Raw genomic sequence first — 17283 nt, forward strand, 5'->3', positions numbered from 1 at the left:
GAGCGGTGCTGACGTCGTTCAGCTTCCTTCCGGTACCAGGCCCGGCGGATCTTCCGAAGGACCTATTCCTCGGCGCACGGCTACGACTTTCGGCAGAGGAGGCCAGGTGGCGGGCGCGGCTAGGGTTCTCACCATGCTCAGACACCTGCGCGCGGCGCCTGCCGGGCGGCTCGCCGGCAGCGCCCTGCTGGTCTGCGTCCTCGGAGCGGCCCTGCTGATCGACGTCGACACCGGCGCCCTCGAAAGCCAGGGCGCCGGAATCCTGCTGTTCCTGTCGACGGCCGCGGCGGCGGTCGGCGGCTTTTCCGCCGGGGGGATCAGGCTGCCCCCCGCGGCGCTGGCGTGGGCGGCGTGCGGCGTAGCCCTGGTGTCGCTGGCCTGCTCGGTCGGGCTGCGGGTGGCGGCAGGCAGCGGGCAGCTGGACCAGGCCTCCGACGTCTATACCCTGTCCGAGCCGACCGCCCTGATGGTGCTGCTGCACGTGACGGCGCGGCGGGGTCCCTCGGCGGGCACCGCCGTCGCCCTGCCGCTGCTCATGACCGCCCTCATCCTGCGTCCGTTGGTGATCAAGGTCGACGAGGCCAGCAGCATCGTCGCGCTCATCCTGACGCTGGTGGCCAGCGGCGCCCTGGCCTCCGGCCTCACCGTCCGTCTGGTCGTCGCCTCCCGCCGACAGCGCGAGGAGCAGATCAGATTCGAACAGCGCCTCGGGTTCGCCCGTGACCTGCACGACTTCGTCGCCCACCACATATCGGGCATCGTGGTCCAGGCGCAGGGCGCCCGTGCCATCGCGGCCAGGAACCCCCAGGCAGTGGGCGACGCCCTCGAACTCATCGAGACCACCGGAGCCGAGGCGCTGACCGCGATGCGCAAGATGGTCGGAGCCCTGCGCGAGGACACCGTCCCGAACACACGGGCGCCGGGCACGGACGCCGTCCGCGCCCTCGTCGCCGACTGCCGACTGCCCGGGGCCCGGGTCGGCCTCACCGAGACCGGCCCGGTCGACAGCCTCCCTGCGGACGCCGCCCACCTTGTGGAACGCGTGGTCATGGAGGCACTGACGAACATCCGCAAGCACGCCCACGGCTGCACCACCGCGCAGGTGCACCTGGACGTCCTCCGCCGCCGGTTGACCGCCCGGATTACCAATGACGGACACCACCGCCCGTCCGACGGCACCGGCTACGGATTGCGCGGCCTGCGCGAGGTCATCGACGCCGCTGGGGGCACATTGTCCGCAGGACCCGGCCCCGAGACCGGCTGGCGCGTTGAACTCGAACTCCCCCTCCCCCTGCGGCAGGTGTCCCGATGACCGTCCGTGTCCTTCTCGCGGACGACCAGACGATCGTCCGCACCGGCATGGCCATGATCCTGGCGGCCGAGGACGACATCGAGGTCGTCGCTCAGGCCGCGGACGGAGTCGCCGCGATCCAGCAGGTCGAGCGGCACCGCCCCGACGTCGTCCTCATGGACATTCGCATGCCGCGGCTGAACGGCATCGAGGCGTTGCGGCACCTGCGCCGTCCCGGAGCCGCGCACACCCCGAGGGTCGTCATGGTGACGACCTTCGACGACGACGAGTACGTCCACCAGGCCCTGCGCGACGGTGCCTGCGGCTTCCTCCTCAAGGACGCGGGCCCTCGCCTGCTGGCCGAGGCCGTCCGCTCCGCCGCCTCCGGCGAGGCCCTCATCAGCCCCTCCATCACCGTCCGCCTGCTCCAGCAGTTCGCCCGCCCCGCCGCTGCCGTCCCGGCCCGTCCCTCACCCCTGTCCCAGCGCGAGAACGAGGTCGCCACCCTCGTCTCCCGCGGGCACACCAACATGGAGATCGCCGCCGCCCTGCACATCAGTGCGGGCACGGTGAAGACCCATCTCACCAACATCCAGAGCAAACTCTGTGTCCGCAACCGCGTCGAGATAGCGGCCTGGGTCTGGGAGTCGGGACTCGCCCGCTGACCGGCCCGCGAGCGGACGGCCTGACCCGCTGGCGGGATCCGGTCGTGCGGCGCCGTAACCGCATCGTCCTCGACCGGGACAACGCCTGGCGCCTCGACACCGGCGGATCGGATCACCTCGACCGCGAGGTGATCGACGTCTCCGTCCGCTTTGCGGCACGGGTCCCTGTCCGGCCGGTGCGACTGATCGCTGAAGGATGCGGTCTGTCATGGGCCGAGGTCGAGGGACTGATCACGGAGGGGAGACTCGTCTCGGCGGTCCGGCTGAGCGGCAGGCTCTCCGGCGACTTCACCTTCACGCTGAAGCGCTGAGCCTTCCTCGGGACCGGGGCCTGTCCGGCGAGATCCGCCGGGCAGACCCCGCGATCCCCCGCCGGGGAGCGCGGACGCCGTGCATTACCCCAGGAGTAATCGACCCGCCCCCTCCACGGACGGGATCGTGGTGGCGACGGTTCCGGGCCGGTGCACTCCGGTCCGGAACCCGTCGCCCAGGCCGCGTCCCTACCTCGACGGAGGGTGATTCCTCATGTCCGCCACCCAGCCCACCACGCTCACCGCCCTTGCCCGCACCGCCGAGCCGCACACCGCGCTGCGCCGCTTCCTCGCCTTGGACGCCGTGGTCACCGGCGCCAACGGCCTGGCCTACCTCGCCGCCTCCGGCCCGCTCGGCCGTCTCCTCGGCGTCGACCCGGGCCTGCTGCTCGCCCTCGGCGCGTTCCTCGCGGCGTACGCGGCCGGCGTCGGCCTGCTCGCCTCCCGTGCCCGCCCGGCCGCCCTGCCCGTGCGCGTGGTGATCGAGGCCAACCTCGCCTGGGCGGGTGTCAGTTGCCTTGCTCTCGCCCTCTGGCTGTCGCCGACCGCGGCGGGCGCCGTGTGGACGGTGCTGCAGGCGCTGACGGTGGCCGGCTTCGCGGCGCTCCAGCACCTGGCGCTGAAGGCCCGACAGCACTGACGTACGTCAACCCACCAGTCCACGCAGGTACTCGACCGTCGTCGGGACGGTGTCCCGTGTCGCGTCATGACGGTCTTGGTCATCGGCGGGAGCGGCTTCCTGGGCACTGAGTCGATCCGGCAGCCGGCAAGGGCCGGGCACGCAACGGTCGCGACCTACGCGACCAGGCCCGGTACCGCTTCCCACGCCGCGTGGTACCCACTTGACCTGCGGGATCCAGGACGCATGGATGCCGTCATGGCCGAAGTCGGCACGGATCTCGTCGTCGACGCATCGAGCGGCAACGCCGACCGGGCGGTGACGGCTCAGGGGCCCGTCCGGCTGGCGATGGCGGCGGCGAAGTACGGAAGCCGCCTGGTCCACGTGTCCAGCGACGCGGTGTTCTCCGGCGCCCGAGTCCATTACGGCGAGTCGTGCCTGCCTGACCCCGTCACCCCATATGGGGCGGCGAAGGCGGCAGCGGAGACCGGGATCCTCCTCGTGCATCCGCAGGCCGCCGTCGCCCGCACGTCGCTGATCATCGGCGATGGGGGTTCCGTGCATGAGCGCGTCGTGCATGAACTGGCCGCCGGTACCCGCGACGGCGCCCTGTTCACCGATGGCATCCGCTGCCCGGCGCACGTCGCCGACCTGGCCGCCGCCCTCCTGGAACTGGCGTGCGGCGACGCGGCCGGCGTCCGCCGTCTCGCAGGACCCGCCCCTGTGAGCCGTCACGAGCTCGGCATCCTCATCGTCAGGCGTGACGGCCTGGATGCCTCCCGGTTGCCCACGGGCCTGCGGGCCCACAGCACACTTCCCGGCGCCCTCGACGTACGCCTCGACAGCCGGGCCACCCAGCGGAATCTACGCACTACGCTGCGCGGTGCCCGCCAGTTCTGTACCACACCAGCGTGAGCACCCAGCCCGGCACCGAGCTGCGGGCTCGGGCCGGGGCGCAGGTGGAGGTGGAGGTGGCCGGGCAAGCTGGACGCGTGGACCGCGCACTTCTCGGTCGGTTCGCCGGTCGACTTCCGCGCCGACCTCGAACCGCCCGTCCTCCCCGACGAGGTCGGCACCTATGTGGCCACGGTCCCCACCCGCGTCCGGTACGAGCCGGGCGGGTCGCTGTGGCCCATGGCCCGGACCGTCAGCCAGGACCTGGTGCGGCGCCGGAAGCGGCAGGACCACCTGGCCACGATCAGCCTGCCGCGCGTGGCGGGTCCCGAATCGCCGCTGGCGGACGGCGAGTCGTTCATGCGGTTCATGGACGAGGAAGGGCCGATCAACCTGTGCCTGTCCAACGTCGGCCGCTACGACTTCCCCGAACAGGCCGGCTCCTGGCGGATCAACGGCGCCCAGTTCCTCACGGGCGTCTCGGTGATGGGTGCCGTCGTAGCGACGGCGACCACCGTTCACGGCCGGCTCGCGTGGAACTTCGGCTATGTCGAGGGCCTGGTTCCGCAGTCACGCGCGCGGCGCATCGCCGACGACTCCGTACGCATCGTGCTGTCCGCCCTCGCCAAGTGACCGGCCAGACCGGACACACGCCGGTCGCGGCGAACCCCGTGGTCCCCTCCCGCCCCTCCCTCTGAAAGGTTCCGTTCCGAGGACCAGTGCCCCCCGACCGCACACCGATACGACGCCGTGTCCTGCCCGCCGGCGAGAGCGGTTCGCTGTGGGAGGCCCGGCCCTCGTGCGGAATCTTCGAGTTCCGCGGCACACGTCTGCGGCTCATGGTGGAAGACCCCTCGGAGGTCCTGTTCCCGACCGACTGCGGACTGAGCCTGCTCAGCGCGCTCAACGGCACCGGCGCTCCCGTACTGGAGGGCGTCGACGCCCTGGACATCGGCGCCGGTTCCGGTCTCTACAGCGTTGCCCTGCTCGCGGCCGGTGCCGAGCGGGTGACCTCCCTGGACATCAACCCCGCCTCCGTCGCCCAGACCGTGGCCAACGTGAGGGCCAACGGGCTCGACGGCTCACGGCTGACGTGTGTCACGTCGCCGCTGGAGGAGTACGCGCCGGACGAGCGGTTCGACCTGGTGATCATCAACCCGCCGCACCGCCCAGAGCGCGGGTTATCCGCAGGGCCCGAGCCAGCCGGGGCCGACCAGGTCGGTGCGCCGCCCCCGCATGAGGAATACATGACATAAACGACGAAAGTGGCGAAATATCCACAGGGCGTGCAAAGTGGATCAGGCTTGGCGAGAACAGTCCGCTCGATGAAGAGCGTCCGCCTCGCACCGGCCAGGCTCGACGTGCTGTGCTCGGTTCAGGGCACCAGGAGCCACCCCCCTCTCGCCACAGGCAGCACCCGCCACGTTGTGCCGAGCGACAGCGCGACGGACGCCGGTACGGGGCCGGTGAAAGGCCCACCTGGCATCCGACCCACGACCTCATCCGTGCATCGAAAGCCGCTCCACCGGCAGTCGGGCCCGATGTGCGCCCGGGTCCCCCACGAAGGGAATTCCGCTGATGAACTCACGCAGCAGGAAAACAGCAGCCGCTACCGCCAGCGCCTGTGCACTGTCCCTAGCCATAGCCGTTCCCGCCTCCGCGGAAGGTACGGCGCAGGAGAACGGAAAGGCGTCCGTGTCCGTCTTCCATGGTGTTCCGGGCCTCACCGTCGACGTGTACGCCAACGGGAACGAACTGATCCCCGACTTCAAGCCCGGCACCGTGACCGAGTCCCAGCCACTGGACGCGGGCACCTACGACATCGAGATCTTCGCCGACGGCGAGGGCCCCGACGGCAAACCCGCCATCCAGAAGAGCGTCGACGTCCCGGCCGGGGCGAACGCCACGCTCGCGGCCCACCTCGACGCGAAGGGCAACCCCACGCTCACCGCGTTCGTCAACGACACCGCCAAGGTCCCGGCCGGTCAGTCGCGGCTGACCGTCCGGCACGTGGCCGCGGCACCCGCCGTGGACGTCCGCGCGGACGGCAAGCCGATCATCGAGGGTCTGACCAATCCGAACGAGAAGTCGCTCGAGGTGCCCGCCGGCACGGTCAGCGCCGATGTCGTCCTGGCCGGGACCAGCACCGTGGCCATCGGCCCCGCCGACCTCGACCTGGCCGAGGGCAGGAGCACGGTCGTCTACGCCTGGGGCAGCGCCGAGGACAAGAACCTCGCGCTGGCGACACAGACGATCAGCGGCACGGACTCCGCGCCGAACGGGGTGAACGCCGGTGAGAGCGGCGCGATGGCCGCCGACAACGACTCCGCCACCGCCTGGCTCGCCTGGGGCACCGCGGGCGCCGTCGCGGTCGCCGGTCTGCTGGCCGCCCGTCGCCTGCACAGCCGGAGAGACTGACGGCCTGTCCATGCGTTCCTCGCGCAGGGGCGGGCGATCCTCCGCGGCGGCCGTAGCGGCCGCCGCGGTCGTCGCCGTCGTCATGGCGGCGCTGCTGGTCTGGTCGCTGTGGCCGTCCGGAGACTCGGTGCCGTCGGACTTCGGGTCCCGGCCGCGGGCCCAGGAACCCACGGCCGGGCACGCGTCCGGGACCTACGACGGCGGACCGGGTAAGGCGGAGGACGCGTCCGGCCCCGCGCCCGAGCCGACGGCGCTGCGCGTCCCACGGGTCTCCCTGGACGCCCACGTCCTGGGCGTCGGCGTCGAGGACGACGGCACCGTGGAGATCCCCGGCGACGCCGGACAGGCCGGCTGGTACCGATACGGCCCCGCGCCGGGCGCGCGGGCCGGATCCGCCGTCCTCATCGGCCATGTGGACGACCGCACCGGCCGCCTGGGCGCCTTCGCCAAGCTGTACGAGGTCCGCAAGGGGGACGCCGTCACCATCGCTCGCCGAGACGCGCCCCCCGTGCGGTACGAGGTGGCAGCACGCGAGGTGGTCGACAGGGACAACCTCCCCAAGGAGGTGTTCCGGCGTCACGGACGGCCGGTCCTCACCCTGGTCACCTGCGCCCCCCCGTACGACCGCGAACACGGCGGTTACCAGCGGAACCTGCTGGTATACGCCCTCCCCGTCCAGGAGCCGGAACCCACCCGCGACTCACCAGCCCAGAGCTAGTGACCTGAGTCGGAGATTCGTCGGCAGTAGGCGGCTACTTTGTCGAGGATCTCGTCGGTGGTCTTCGTCCAGACGACCAGACGAACGGTCTGGGGTGCTCGTTCCAGTCGGCCAGCCAGGAACGGATGTCGCGTTCGAGGGCCTGGACGGAGCGGTGGACGCCTCGCTTGAGTTTCTTCTGTGTGAGCTCGGCGAACCACCGTTCCACCAGGTTCGGCCAGGACGAACTCGTCGGCGTGAAGTGCAGGTGGAAACGCGGATGCGCCACCAGCCACTGCTTGACGGCGGGCGTCTTGTGGGTGACGTAGTTGTCCAGGATCAGATGGACCTCGAGCTCGGCGGGCACCTCCCTGTCCAGCCTGGCCAGGAACTTCTTGAACTCCACGGCCCGATGCCTGCGGTGCACAGAGCCGATCACTTTGCCGGTGGCGACCTCCAGGGCCGCGAACAGAGTGGTGGTGCCGGCCCTGACGTAGTCGTGACTGCGACGCTCGGGAACCCCGGGCATCATCGGCAACACCGGCTGGGACCGGTCCAGGGCCGGCACCTGAGACTTCTCGTCCACGCACAAGACCAGGGCCTTCTCCGGCGGGTCGAGATACAGGCCGACGACGTCACGGACCTTGTCGATGAACAACGGGTCCGTGGACAGCTTGAACGTCTGCGAGCGGTGCGGGGCCAACGCGAACGCCCGCCAGATCCGCGAGATCGCCGACTGCGACATGCCGGTGGCCGCCGCCATCGACCTCGTCGACCAGTGGGTGGCGCTCTTCGGCCTCTCCTCCAGCGTCTTGACGATGACCCGCTCGACGTCCGCGTCGGTGATCTTCCGCGGGACACCGGGCCGCGGCTCGTCGGACAGGCCGTCCAGGCCACGTTCGATGAAACGCCGCCGCCAGGTGCGGTAGATGGTCGCGGTCTTCTCGTAGCGGGTTTGATTGAGTTCGTCGCCGAGGTCGATCTTGAGTATGGCCCCCGGTTCGACTCCAGGCGCTTTGCCTGCCTCCATAAGAGGATGCGTCCGCGCTCAATCGCTCCGTCCAGGCGTCGTATGTAGGTCGGCTCCACGCCGTCCATGTGCAGCATCCGGCCGTCGCCTGCTCGGCGGGCGAGGATCTGGGGTGGTTCCACAATCTGGTCGACACTCACGCCAACTCCTTCTTTTTGAGGGGAGTTGGAGGTCTAGGCCTCCGCGACCACGGGTGTGCCGGCCAGTTCCACGCCTGCTTGGCTAAGTTCGTCGCGGGCTTGCTGGATCGTGTCGTGGTGCACGCCGGTGGTCAGGTCAAGCAGGACTCGCGTGGTGAATCCAGCTGCGGCGGCGTCCAGGGCGGTGGCTTTCACGCAGTGGTCGGTGGCGATGCCAACGACGTCCACGGTGGTGATGCCGTGCTCATGCAGCCACGTGGTCATCGTCGTCCCGTTTTCGTCAGCGCCTTCGAAACCGCTGTAGGCGGCCTCGTAGGCCCCCTTGTAGAAGACGGCGTCGATGGCCCCGGCGTGTACGGCGGGGAGAAAGTCCGGGTGGAAGTCGGAGCCTTGCGTGCCGGCCACGCAGTGCACTGGCCAGGAGGTCTTGAAGTCGGGGGTGTCGGAGAAATGGTCCCCGGGGTCGATGTGGTGGTCGCGGGTCGCCACGACGTGCTGATACCCGGCCTCCGCCGCGCGTCCGACCAGGTCGCGGACTTTCACGGCGACCTCGGCTCCGCCTGCCACGGGGACACTGCCGCCTTCGCAGAAGTCGTTCTGCACGTCCACCACGATCAGTGCTCGTCCCATGTTTTTGCCCTTCGGTTCGGCCTTCAGGTCGTTCACGGATCTAATGCTCGCCCTGGACCTCCAGCTTCGTCGCCTTGCAGACGTACGCGAAGGCGGTGTCCAGGAGGTGGCGCAGGCGGGCCGGTGTCGGTGCGACTGCGGTGGCGATGAGGGCCTGGGGGTCTGAGAGGGGGACCAGTACCGCCTGTCCCTCGGCCGGGTCGTCGCCGATGACATGCGGCTCCTGGGGCGCGTCCAGCCTCGGGTCGACCAGGAGGAGTTGTCCGGTGGCGCGGTGGGTTCCAAGGACGGCGGGGCCGTCCCATGCCGGTGCCGGGTCGCCGTAGGCGGTGTGCTGGTCGAGGAGCGCTCGTCCGCCGCGGTGTACGGCCAGGCGGGTGGTGAGGTGGCCCGGCGCCTCGCCCGAGCGGCCCAGGAGCTGTTCCTCCCGCATCAGAAGGCGGGAGGTGGCAGCGAGGTCTACGGTGAACGTCTGGTGCAGGGTGCTGCCCCGGGTACTGATCAAGGGCTCGGGCAGCCAGTGCAGGAACGCGTCGTCGTCCACCCTGATCCGTACGTCGTACGTGGCCGGGGCGGTGGTGGGGCCGCGCAGGGCGATGGTGGCGGCTGCGCTGGTCACCTCCAGCCGGGTGCGTGTCTCGGCGGTGATGTCGAGGGTGAGCCGGTCTCCGCCGAGCGGCGCGCTCATCGCGCCGAGTACACAGACACGCGCCTGTTCCCCGTGGGCCCTTAGCCGGCGCAGGTGGAAGGGGCCGTCGCTGTGCAGGAGCGGAACCGTCGTGGTGCGGCCGTTGTGGGTGGCCCGGATCCGGGCGGTGGCGGCGACGCCGGACGGGTGCGCCGGGGCGGGTTCGGCGGAGCGCCGGCCGTGTGGCCCACCGTCGGTTCGGAAAGGTTCGCCGGTCCGCGCCGGGGTCAGGACCGACGTCTTCTTCGCGGTGGTGGCGTTCACCGGGTGGACCCGGTGGCGTGCCAGGCGGCGAGGCAGCCGTTGACCCAGTCGGCGACCGGTTGGACGCCGTCGGGCGTGGTGAGGCTGGTGAAGGCGTAGGGCAGGTCCTTGCGCTGCTTGCGGGTGTCGGCCCTCATGGTGTCCAGGTCGACGCCGACGTGGGGGGCGAGGTCGGTCTTGTTGACGACGAGGAGGTCGGCGGTGGTGATGCCTGGGCCGCCCTTGCGGGGGATGTCGTCGCCGCTGGCCACGTCGATGACGAAGACCTGGGTGTCGACGAGTCCGCGGGAGAAGGTCGCGGTGAGGTTGTCGCCGCCGGACTCGATGAGAATCAGGTCGAGCGGGTGCAGGGTCTGTTCGAGGTGCTCGACCGCTTCGAGGTTGGCGGAGATGTCGTCGCGGATGGCGGTGTGCGGGCAGGCTCCGGTCTCCACGGCGGTGATCCGCTCCGGTGGCAGGACGGCCTCGCGGCGGAGGAAGGCGGCGTCCTCCTGGGTGTAGATGTCGTTGGTGACCACGGCGAGGGAGAGCCGGTCACGCAGGGTGCGGCACAGTGCGGCGACGATCGCGGTCTTGCCCGATCCGACGGGCCCGCCGAAGCCGATGCGCAGGGCGCGGCGGCTGCCGTCGGCGAGTAGGGGCTCGGCGCTGTGGGTGTGGCGGTGCGGCATGGTAACGGGGTGGTCGAGATGCACAGGGATGCTCCAGGCAGTGGTCAGGCTGGTCAGGCTGGTCAGGAAGCGAAGAGCCGGACGCTCCAGGCGGCGTGCTGCTCGCCGGTGATGTCCAGCAGGGGAGCCGAGGCGGCGGGCAGGACGCTGACGCCCTCGGCAGTGACGCGGCGCGCCGCGTCGGCCGCGGCGTCGGCGACGGTGTCGAGTTCGCCGGCGAGCCGCGCCAGGACGGCGGTGGCGTCGAACGGGTCCAGGCTCAGCAGGCGCACCGCGGCGGTCGCCGGACCGCCCACGCTCTCGTAGGCGGCGGCTTGGGCGGCGTCGAGCGGGGTGAGTCCGGCGGCGCGTGCGGTGACGCCGAGCACGACCGGCTGGTGGGCGCCCTGGGGCCGGTGCCGGGCGAGGAGGTCGAGGTCGGCGCTGGGCCAGGTGGCCCGGGCCGCACGCATCAGTTGCCGGCCCAGACGGCGGGCGATGCGGCGCAGCGACGGTACCGGGGTGCGGGTGTCGGCGGCCTCGTCCAGGGCGAGGGCGTCGTACCCTCCGGCAGCCGCTGCGGCTAGGCCGGCCGCGACCAGACCGGCGGTGTGCAACCGCCCCCGGCAGAACGCCTCCAGACTCGCGATGTCGTGGACCCGGCCGGAGACGACGGCGGCCTCCATCCCGCCGGAGTGGGCGTGCCCGCCGGCGGGGAAGCGGCCGTCGGCCAGGAGGAGCAGGGCAGTGCGGCTCATGGGGTGGCGGGACCGCCTTTCGCGAAGAGGTGCCGGGGCCGGCCGCGCGGGCGCGCCCCGGACCCGGCCGAGATGGTCAGAACAGGAAGTAGCGCTGCGCCAGAGGCAGCTCGGTGGCGTAGTTGCGTCCGACTTCCTGTCCGTCGACCGTGGTGCGGACGTCGGAGGTGGTGGCGCCGCCGATGGTGACGTCGAAGGTGTCAGGGTCGATGTCGATGTCCGGCACTCCGTCGTTGTGGACCATGTCGGCCTTGGTGACCCCCCGGGTGGAGCGGATCGCACGCAGGGGCTTGAGCAGCCCGGTCCGGGGGAGGTCGCCGTCGAGGGCGGCCTCGGCAACGAAGTTGAGGGAGTTCGACGCCGGGGCGCGGCCCTTGAAGCCCCAGACGGGGCGCGGCAGGTAGGGCTGCGGGGTGGGGATGGAGGCGTTGGCGTCACCGATCTGGGCGTAGGCGATCTGACCACCCTTGATGACCATGTGCGGCTTGACGCCGAAGAACTTCGGCTCCCACAGGACCAGGTCGGCGAGTTTCCCGGCCTCGACGGAGCCGACCTCGTGGTCGATGCCATGAGTGATGGCGGGGTTGATGGTGTACTTGGCGATGTAGCGCCGGGCGCGGAAGTTGTCCGCGTCGGCGTCGTCCTCGCGCAGGTGGCCGTAGCGGGACTTCATGACGTGCGCGGTCTGCCAGGTCCGCATGATCATCTCGCCGATGCGTCCCATGGCCTGGGCATCGGAGGACATCATCGAGATGGCCCCCATGTCGTGCAGCAGGTCCTCGGCGGCCATGGTGGAGGGCCGGATCCGGGAGTCGGCGAACTTCATGTCCGCCTCGACCTCCGGGTTGAGGTGGTGGCAGACGATCATCATGTCGACGTGTTCCTTCACCGTGTTGACCGTGAAGGGCCGGGTGGGGTTGGTCGACGCGGGCAGCACGTTCGGCTTGCTCGCGAGGCTGATCATGTCGGGGGCGTGACCGCCGCCGGCGCCCTCGATGTGGAAGATGTGCAGGCCGCGGTAGTCGGCGGTGTCCTTGGTCCGGCGGTTCTTCTTGGTCGCGGCGAAGGTGTGGTGCACGAAGCCGGACTCGTTCAGGGAGTCGGCGTGCAGGGCAACCTGGACCCCGGTCTCCTCGCACACGTTCAGGGCCGCGTCGATCACGGCCGGGGTCGCGCCCCAGTCCTCGTGGATCTTGAAGCCGAGGGCGCCGGCCACGACCTGGTCGTGCAGCGCCTTCTCGGAGACGGTGCTGCCCTTGGCGAGCAGGCCGATGTTGACCGGGAAGGCGTCGAGCGCCTCGAACATCCGCTGGATGTGCCACTTGCCGGGCGTCACGGTGGTGGCCGTACTGCCCTCGGCGGGCCCGGTGCCGCCGCCGATCAACGTCGTCACCCCTGAGGCAACCGCTTCGTGGATCTGCTCCGGGCACAGGAAATGCACATGGGTGTCCACGCCACCCGCGGTCAGGATGCGGCCCTGGCCGGAGATCACCTCCGTCTCGGGTCCCACGACGAAGGCCGACGCGCGTGGGTCGCGGTTGGCCGGCGGCGTCATGGTCTCGGGGTTGTACGCCTTGCCGATGGCCCGGATGCGGCCGTCGCGCAGCCCGACGTCGGCTTTGACCACGCCCCAGTGGTCCAGGACCAGCGCACCGGTGATCACGGTGTCCACCGGCTCGCGGGGGTCATCGCGGGGGATGTGCGACTGGCCCATCGACTCACGGATCACCTTGCCGCCACCGAAGACCATTTCATCGCCGCTGCGCCCCGGGCCGCCGCACCAGTCGGCGTCGATGCGCAGGACGAGGTTGGTGTCGGCGAGCCGGACCCGGTCGCCGGCAGTCGGCCCGTACAGGTCGGCGTAGCGGGAACGCAACAGCGGGTCCCAGGGCTTGTCCTTCTCAGTCTCAGTCCTGTCCGGCATCGAGGTGCTTCTCCTCTTCGCTCTTGTCGGCCTGGAGCCCGTGGACGATCCGCTCGCCGGCGATCGGCACCAGCATCACGGTGCGCGCGTCGCCGGGCTCGAACCGCTCGGAGGTACCTGACGGAATGTGCAGCCGCATCCCATGGGCCGCCTCACGGGGGAAGTCCAGTCCTTCGTTGGCCTCGGCGAAATGAAAGTGGGATCCCACCTGGATCGGGCGGTCCTTGGGGTTGCGCACAACCAGCGCCACCGGCGTCGCGCCCTTGTTGAACGCCACCCGGTGCTCGTCCTCGTCCGGCAGCAGCTCCCGCTTGCCGGGATGGACGTCCACCTCTGTGGACGCCTCGTCGAACGGATTGTGGATGGTCACCAGCTTCGTGCCGTCCGGGAACGTCGCCTCGACTTGGACGTTGTCGATCATCTCCGGCACGCCGTCCATGACCTCGCTGCGCCGCAGCACATGGCGCCCGGACTCCATCACCGCGTCGACCGTCGCCCCGCCCCGCGCCTCCTCATAGACATGCGCCGTCAACAACGCCATGACCTCGGGATAGTTCAGCAGCAGACCGCGCTCACGCCGCCGCTGGGCGACGTCGGCCGCCACGTGGATCAACAGACGTTCCTGCTCATGTGGAGTCAGATGCACGCCGGTCCCCCTTCTCCTGTTCCGTCGCTTCGCCCGCGCGGCAAGCACCACGAAGCGGAAAGAGAGGCGCCGCCCGTTGTGCCTGCCGCAGACCGATCCTGAGAGAGGGAGGGAACCAATGGACAGTGAAACGGTCTGGTCGGCCCGGATGGAGTGAAACGGGATCAAAAGGCGTGTGCGGGGCGCAATACCCGCGTGCGGGGCGGAGAGGCATCGGCGGCTTCCGCCAGTACACCCCAGGGTCTTCCGCTCGGCGGGAGCAGACGGGAAAGGACGGTGGGAGCGACCTGCTGTCGGGCGTTGCCCCTTGATCCTGGAGACACGAGACACGAGACACTGGATCCTGAGGATCTGAGAACGGACATCTCGTGGTCATGAAGCACTATCCGCCGGAGTTCAAGGCGGAGACGGTCGCGCTGTGCCATTCACGGCCCGAGGCGACGATCCGGTAGGGCGCTGCCGATCTGGGCATCAACCCCGAAACTCTGCGGAACTGGGTCCGGGCGGCCGGGGCGAGCCGGCCCCGGGGACGCCGCGCGGAAACACCCGCCGAGCCGTCCACGCCTTGGGAGGCGGAGAACGCCGCCCTGCGCAAGAAGGTCCGCGAGGTGCAGGAGGAACGCGAGATCCTGCGGAAGACCGCGAAGTGTTTCGCCGGGGAGACGCGCTGGTGAACCGCTTCCAGTGCGTCGCCGACCACCAGCGCCGCTACGGCGTGAAGCGGCTGTGCACCATCCTCGGCCTCGCCCGCTCGAGCTTCTACTTACTGGCGCAGGACAGCGGCCGTGAGGGCGGCCCGCCAGGACGCCGACGCGCGGCTCGCTGCCCGGATACGCACGCTTCACCGGGCCTCGGACGGCATCTACGGCGTCCCCAGGATCACCGCCGCGCTCCGGGAGAACGGCGAGGTGGTGAATCACAAGCGCGTCGCCCGGATCATGCGGATGATCGGGCCGGCCGGACTCCGCCTGCTCCGCAGGCACCGCACCACCGTCCCCGGCCCGGCCGCGACGAAGGCCCCGGGCCTGATCGGCCGCGACTTCACCGCGGGCCAGGCGAACACCAGGTACGTCGGCGACATCACCTTGAAACTTCCCCTGGCCGACGGGAAGTTCCGTTACCTTGCGACCGTGATCGACCTCGCCTCGCGGCGCCTGGCGGGGTGGGCGGTCGCCGACCACATGCGGGCCGACCTCGTCATCGACGCCCTGCATGCGGCCGAACGGACCCGCGGCAGCCTCGCCGGCGCCGTTTTCCACAGCGATCACGGGGCCAGCTTGACCTCTTCCGCTGGCTGCACCGCTACAACACCATCCGACGCCACTCCCGCCTCGGCCACCACAGCCCGATCACCTATGAACGGGCGCTCCAGACAACATCAACTACGCTGACCGAAGCCGCATAACCCGCGTTCAGGATCAAAGGTCAAAGCCCCTGGCTGCGCGGCCCCTGATCCTGTGCACGCCCGGCACGAGAGCGGGCGCTTCGCCCGGCGGGCGGCAAAGCCCGCACGGACGGCGCTCACCGGACGCAGTATGCGCGATCCCTCGGGCAGGTCTGCGAGATCAGGCCAGGTTGATGTTCTCGGCCTGCGGACCCTTCTGGCCCTGGGTGACGTCGAACGTCACGGCCTGGCCTTCCTGGAGCTCACGAAATCCCGTGGAGTTGATCGCGGAGTAGTGCGCGAAGACATCCGGGCCGCCACCGTCCTGGGCGATGAAACCGAAGCCCTTCTCGGCGTTGAACCACTTCACAGTTCCCGTTGCCATGTCTGATGCCTTCCAGTCGATGAACGCCTCCCACTCCATGTGGAAGGCAGAGGTAATCGCCCTGGTCCCTGCGGCACAGCACAGCACAACGTCCACGCCGGAGGCGTGGGCAAGGGGGAATTCCGAACCACGACAGCTGACGCAGACGCTACACGCCCACACGCCGCGTGACCACAGGAAACGATCACATCGCACGGCAGACCATGCGTGCGGTGCCCGCCGACGCAGGCGGGCACGCTCCTCTCACGCTGCTGCGGTCGGGTTCGCCGATTCTGCGGCGCGGCGATATTCGGCGTTGAGGCGCTGGGCTTCCTCGAGCTGGTCTTCGAGGATGATGATGCGACAGGCGGCCTCGATGGGAGTGCCGTGGTCGACGAGTTCGCGGGCGGCGATGCGCAGCTGGTAGCGGGAGTAACGGCGGTGTCCGCCTGTGGAACGCAGCGGGGTGATGAGGCGGGCTTCGCCGATGGCGCGGAGGAAGCTCTGTGCGGTGCCGAGCATCTCGGCGGCCCGGCCCATGGTATAGGCGGGGTAGTCGTCGTCATCGAGACGGCCGAACGAGTCGTCTGCTGTCATTGCACCTCTCTGTGGAACGCGTGAAGGGGCCCTGGCACCGCACTGGCACCAGGGCCCCGAAGGAACTGCCACACCATCCGCCGGCCGTGATACTGCACCGGCCCTCTGTTTCCGCAGACCCGACCGAGATGCTGTCGGGAGCGCGGGGATCGCGGTTGCCTGACCGAAGACCACCTCATTATCGATGTCCTGCGGTACCCGGGTCCAAGACTTCCCTCCGGGCGATCCTGATGGCGCTCGGCTCCTCCGTTCTTCCCTCTTGATCAGCTATTCACCAACGGGAACTGCGCACTACTGGTACTGCGAACCACTGGCGGCCTCGAACAGCGCCACTCTTCGGCAACCGGCCCCGTCGCCCGTCCTACGACCGCTCTGGCTTCGGGACTCCACCACACCGTCCTGCGAACCGCAACTGCGTACTGTTGCCCGGCAGTTCATCTCTGCCGGGCCTTGCTCGATCTCGGCTACGAGAGAAACCATAACCACACCACCGACGAATGTCTACTTCGGTCGGCACAGATTTCCGCATGCTCGAAGATGAGGTAGTCCGTCTCGGCCAGTCTGCCTCGACCGGCCCATGGATGGTTCAAGCAGCTTCGGGCTCAGCCCGGCGCGCAGGGATCCCCCGCCGCGCGGCATGTCGGGCTGAGCGTGACGTCGCCGACTGCGCCGCGCCCACCGTCGGCGGGCACCGGCCAACGCTGCGTCTCGTGGAGAACTCCACCGGCCGGGGCGGACGTTTCCAGCCGTGACGCCCCCTAGATCGGCCGTTGACGAGCGTGGCAGGGGGCCCTGCGCCGCCCTCGACGATCCCGGAATGAGCGTCTTCCTTGCCCGGGAGCGTCACCGCTCAGGCAGCCGGATGGCCGGCGAACACGGTCCGCCTCATGTCGCAGCCTGGCGAGTTGCTGGTTGACTTTGCCGCCTTGGTGGAGTCCGGCCAGAGCAACCGGATGTCCCTGACCGTGGCCACCGGTGGCAATGTCATCACCGGTCGGCTGGCTGCCGAAGCAGTGTGGAGGCAGAGGGGGTCGGATGTGCTGAGGAATTCCGCCTACCTGGGTGAGTTCGCCCGCCGTCTTCGGCGCCCCCGTGAAGGAGGACGGGCCGCCCACGCGTCCGTACTTCCATGTCGCCCGGATCCTTGCAGGGCAACGACGACGGGAACCCGCTGCACGCAGTGTGGGGGCGCCCCGCGGGCCGGGGGGGGCCCCCCCGGGGGGGGGGGGCCGGGGGGGGGGGGGTTTACCGGGCCGGCCGGGGCGGGGGGGGCGCGCCGCGCGGGGGCGGGGGGGCGCGGGGGGGGGCCGCCC

General features: G+C 70.2%; 16 protein-coding genes and 4 pseudogenes. 11 read left to right on the top strand and 9 right to left on the bottom strand.

What is annotated here, in order from left to right; translation table 11 throughout:
• Positions 1 to 133: 133 nt before the first annotated feature.
• The 9 genes and pseudogenes from ACGFQC_RS17590 (at position 134) to ACGFQC_RS17630 (ending at position 6916) form a co-directional block, all read left to right on the top strand.
• Positions 134 to 1312, top strand: coding sequence for a histidine kinase (locus ACGFQC_RS17590; protein WP_363091593.1), 1179 nt, complete (start codon positions 134 to 136; stop codon positions 1310 to 1312).
• Entirely contained in the window at positions 1309 to 1956 is a 648-nt protein-coding gene (locus tag ACGFQC_RS17595; RefSeq protein ID WP_363091592.1) for a response regulator transcription factor, read from the top strand. The genes ACGFQC_RS17590 and ACGFQC_RS17595 overlap by 4 nt, the downstream gene beginning before the upstream one ends.
• A 32-nt stretch (positions 1957 to 1988) precedes the next feature.
• Positions 1989 to 2267: pseudogene (locus ACGFQC_RS17600) on the top strand (DUF1062 domain-containing protein); the annotation flags it as partial.
• Positions 2268 to 2481: 214 nt separating this feature from the next.
• Complete coding sequence (locus ACGFQC_RS17605; RefSeq protein ID WP_363091591.1) at positions 2482 to 2907, top strand: hypothetical protein; 426 nt, start codon at positions 2482 to 2484, stop codon at positions 2905 to 2907.
• 66 nt (positions 2908 to 2973) lie between these two features.
• Entirely contained in the window at positions 2974 to 3801 is an 828-nt protein-coding gene (locus ACGFQC_RS17610; protein WP_363091590.1) for a sugar nucleotide-binding protein, read from the top strand.
• A 165-nt stretch (positions 3802 to 3966) separates the two neighbouring features.
• Positions 3967 to 4413 (top strand): hypothetical protein, encoded by a 447-nt coding sequence (locus ACGFQC_RS17615; protein ID WP_363091589.1) that lies wholly within the window; start codon positions 3967 to 3969, stop codon positions 4411 to 4413.
• An 86-nt stretch (positions 4414 to 4499) separates the two neighbouring features.
• A complete protein-coding gene (locus ACGFQC_RS17620) occupies positions 4500 to 5036 on the top strand; it encodes a methyltransferase (RefSeq protein ID WP_363091588.1) in 537 nt (178 codons plus the stop codon).
• Between the two features lie 322 nt (positions 5037 to 5358).
• Positions 5359 to 6198: a DUF4397 domain-containing protein gene (locus ACGFQC_RS17625; RefSeq protein WP_363091587.1), complete on the top strand. Its 840-nt coding sequence runs from the start codon at positions 5359 to 5361 to the stop codon at positions 6196 to 6198.
• A 10-nt stretch (positions 6199 to 6208) separates the two neighbouring features.
• Positions 6209 to 6916, top strand: coding sequence for a class F sortase (locus tag ACGFQC_RS17630; protein WP_363091586.1), 708 nt, complete (start codon positions 6209 to 6211; stop codon positions 6914 to 6916).
• Here the strand turns inward: ACGFQC_RS17630 and ACGFQC_RS17635 are convergent.
• The 7 genes and pseudogenes from ACGFQC_RS17635 to ACGFQC_RS17665 all read right to left on the bottom strand — a co-directional run.
• Positions 6913 to 7847 (bottom strand): annotated as a pseudogene (locus ACGFQC_RS17635) (IS630 family transposase); the annotation flags it as partial. The gene ACGFQC_RS17630 and the pseudogene ACGFQC_RS17635 sit on opposite strands and share 4 nt — an antisense overlap.
• Before the next feature lie 251 nt (positions 7848 to 8098).
• Positions 8099 to 8695 carry an isochorismatase family protein gene (locus ACGFQC_RS17640; RefSeq protein ID WP_363091661.1) on the bottom strand — a complete coding sequence of 199 codons (597 nt, stop codon included), beginning with the start codon at positions 8693 to 8695 and terminating at the stop codon, positions 8099 to 8101.
• A 40-nt stretch (positions 8696 to 8735) separates the two neighbouring features.
• Positions 8736 to 9647: an urease accessory protein UreD gene (locus tag ACGFQC_RS17645; protein ID WP_363091585.1), complete on the bottom strand. Its 912-nt coding sequence runs from the start codon at positions 9645 to 9647 to the stop codon at positions 8736 to 8738.
• Positions 9644 to 10342 carry an urease accessory protein UreG gene (ureG, locus tag ACGFQC_RS17650; RefSeq protein ID WP_363091584.1) on the bottom strand — a complete coding sequence of 233 codons (699 nt, stop codon included), beginning with the start codon at positions 10340 to 10342 and terminating at the stop codon, positions 9644 to 9646. The genes ACGFQC_RS17645 and ureG overlap by 4 nt, the downstream gene beginning before the upstream one ends.
• Before the next feature lie 38 nt (positions 10343 to 10380).
• Positions 10381 to 11055 carry an urease accessory UreF family protein gene (locus ACGFQC_RS17655; RefSeq protein ID WP_363091583.1) on the bottom strand — a complete coding sequence of 225 codons (675 nt, stop codon included), beginning with the start codon at positions 11053 to 11055 and terminating at the stop codon, positions 10381 to 10383.
• 76 nt (positions 11056 to 11131) lie between these two features.
• Entirely contained in the window at positions 11132 to 12979 is a 1848-nt protein-coding gene (locus ACGFQC_RS17660) for an urease subunit alpha (protein WP_363091582.1), read from the bottom strand.
• On the bottom strand, positions 12963 to 13625 hold the full coding sequence (locus ACGFQC_RS17665) for an urease subunit gamma (RefSeq protein ID WP_363091581.1): 663 nt from the start codon (positions 13623 to 13625) through the stop codon (positions 12963 to 12965). The genes ACGFQC_RS17660 and ACGFQC_RS17665 overlap by 17 nt, the downstream gene beginning before the upstream one ends.
• A gap of 368 nt (positions 13626 to 13993) precedes the next feature.
• Here ACGFQC_RS17665 and ACGFQC_RS17670 point away from each other — a divergent pair.
• Positions 13994 to 15030, top strand: a pseudogene (locus ACGFQC_RS17670) (IS3 family transposase).
• 160 nt (positions 15031 to 15190) lie between these two features.
• Here the strand turns inward: ACGFQC_RS17670 and ACGFQC_RS17675 are convergent.
• Positions 15191 to 15394, bottom strand: coding sequence for a cold-shock protein (locus tag ACGFQC_RS17675; RefSeq protein WP_030052720.1), 204 nt, complete (start codon positions 15392 to 15394; stop codon positions 15191 to 15193).
• Positions 15395 to 15637: 243 nt separating this feature from the next.
• Positions 15638 to 15970 (bottom strand): MerR family transcriptional regulator, encoded by a 333-nt coding sequence (locus ACGFQC_RS17680; RefSeq protein ID WP_363091579.1) that lies wholly within the window; start codon positions 15968 to 15970, stop codon positions 15638 to 15640.
• An 887-nt stretch (positions 15971 to 16857) separates the two neighbouring features.
• Between ACGFQC_RS17680 and ACGFQC_RS17685 the strand changes: the two are divergent.
• A pseudogene (locus tag ACGFQC_RS17685) lies at positions 16858 to 17122 on the top strand (hypothetical protein); the annotation flags it as partial.
• Positions 17123 to 17283 lie beyond the last annotated feature (161 nt).

Origin of the sequence: Streptomyces sp. NPDC048734 (assembly GCF_043198675.1) — a bacterium.
Lineage (GTDB): Bacteria > Actinomycetota > Actinomycetes > Streptomycetales > Streptomycetaceae > Streptomyces.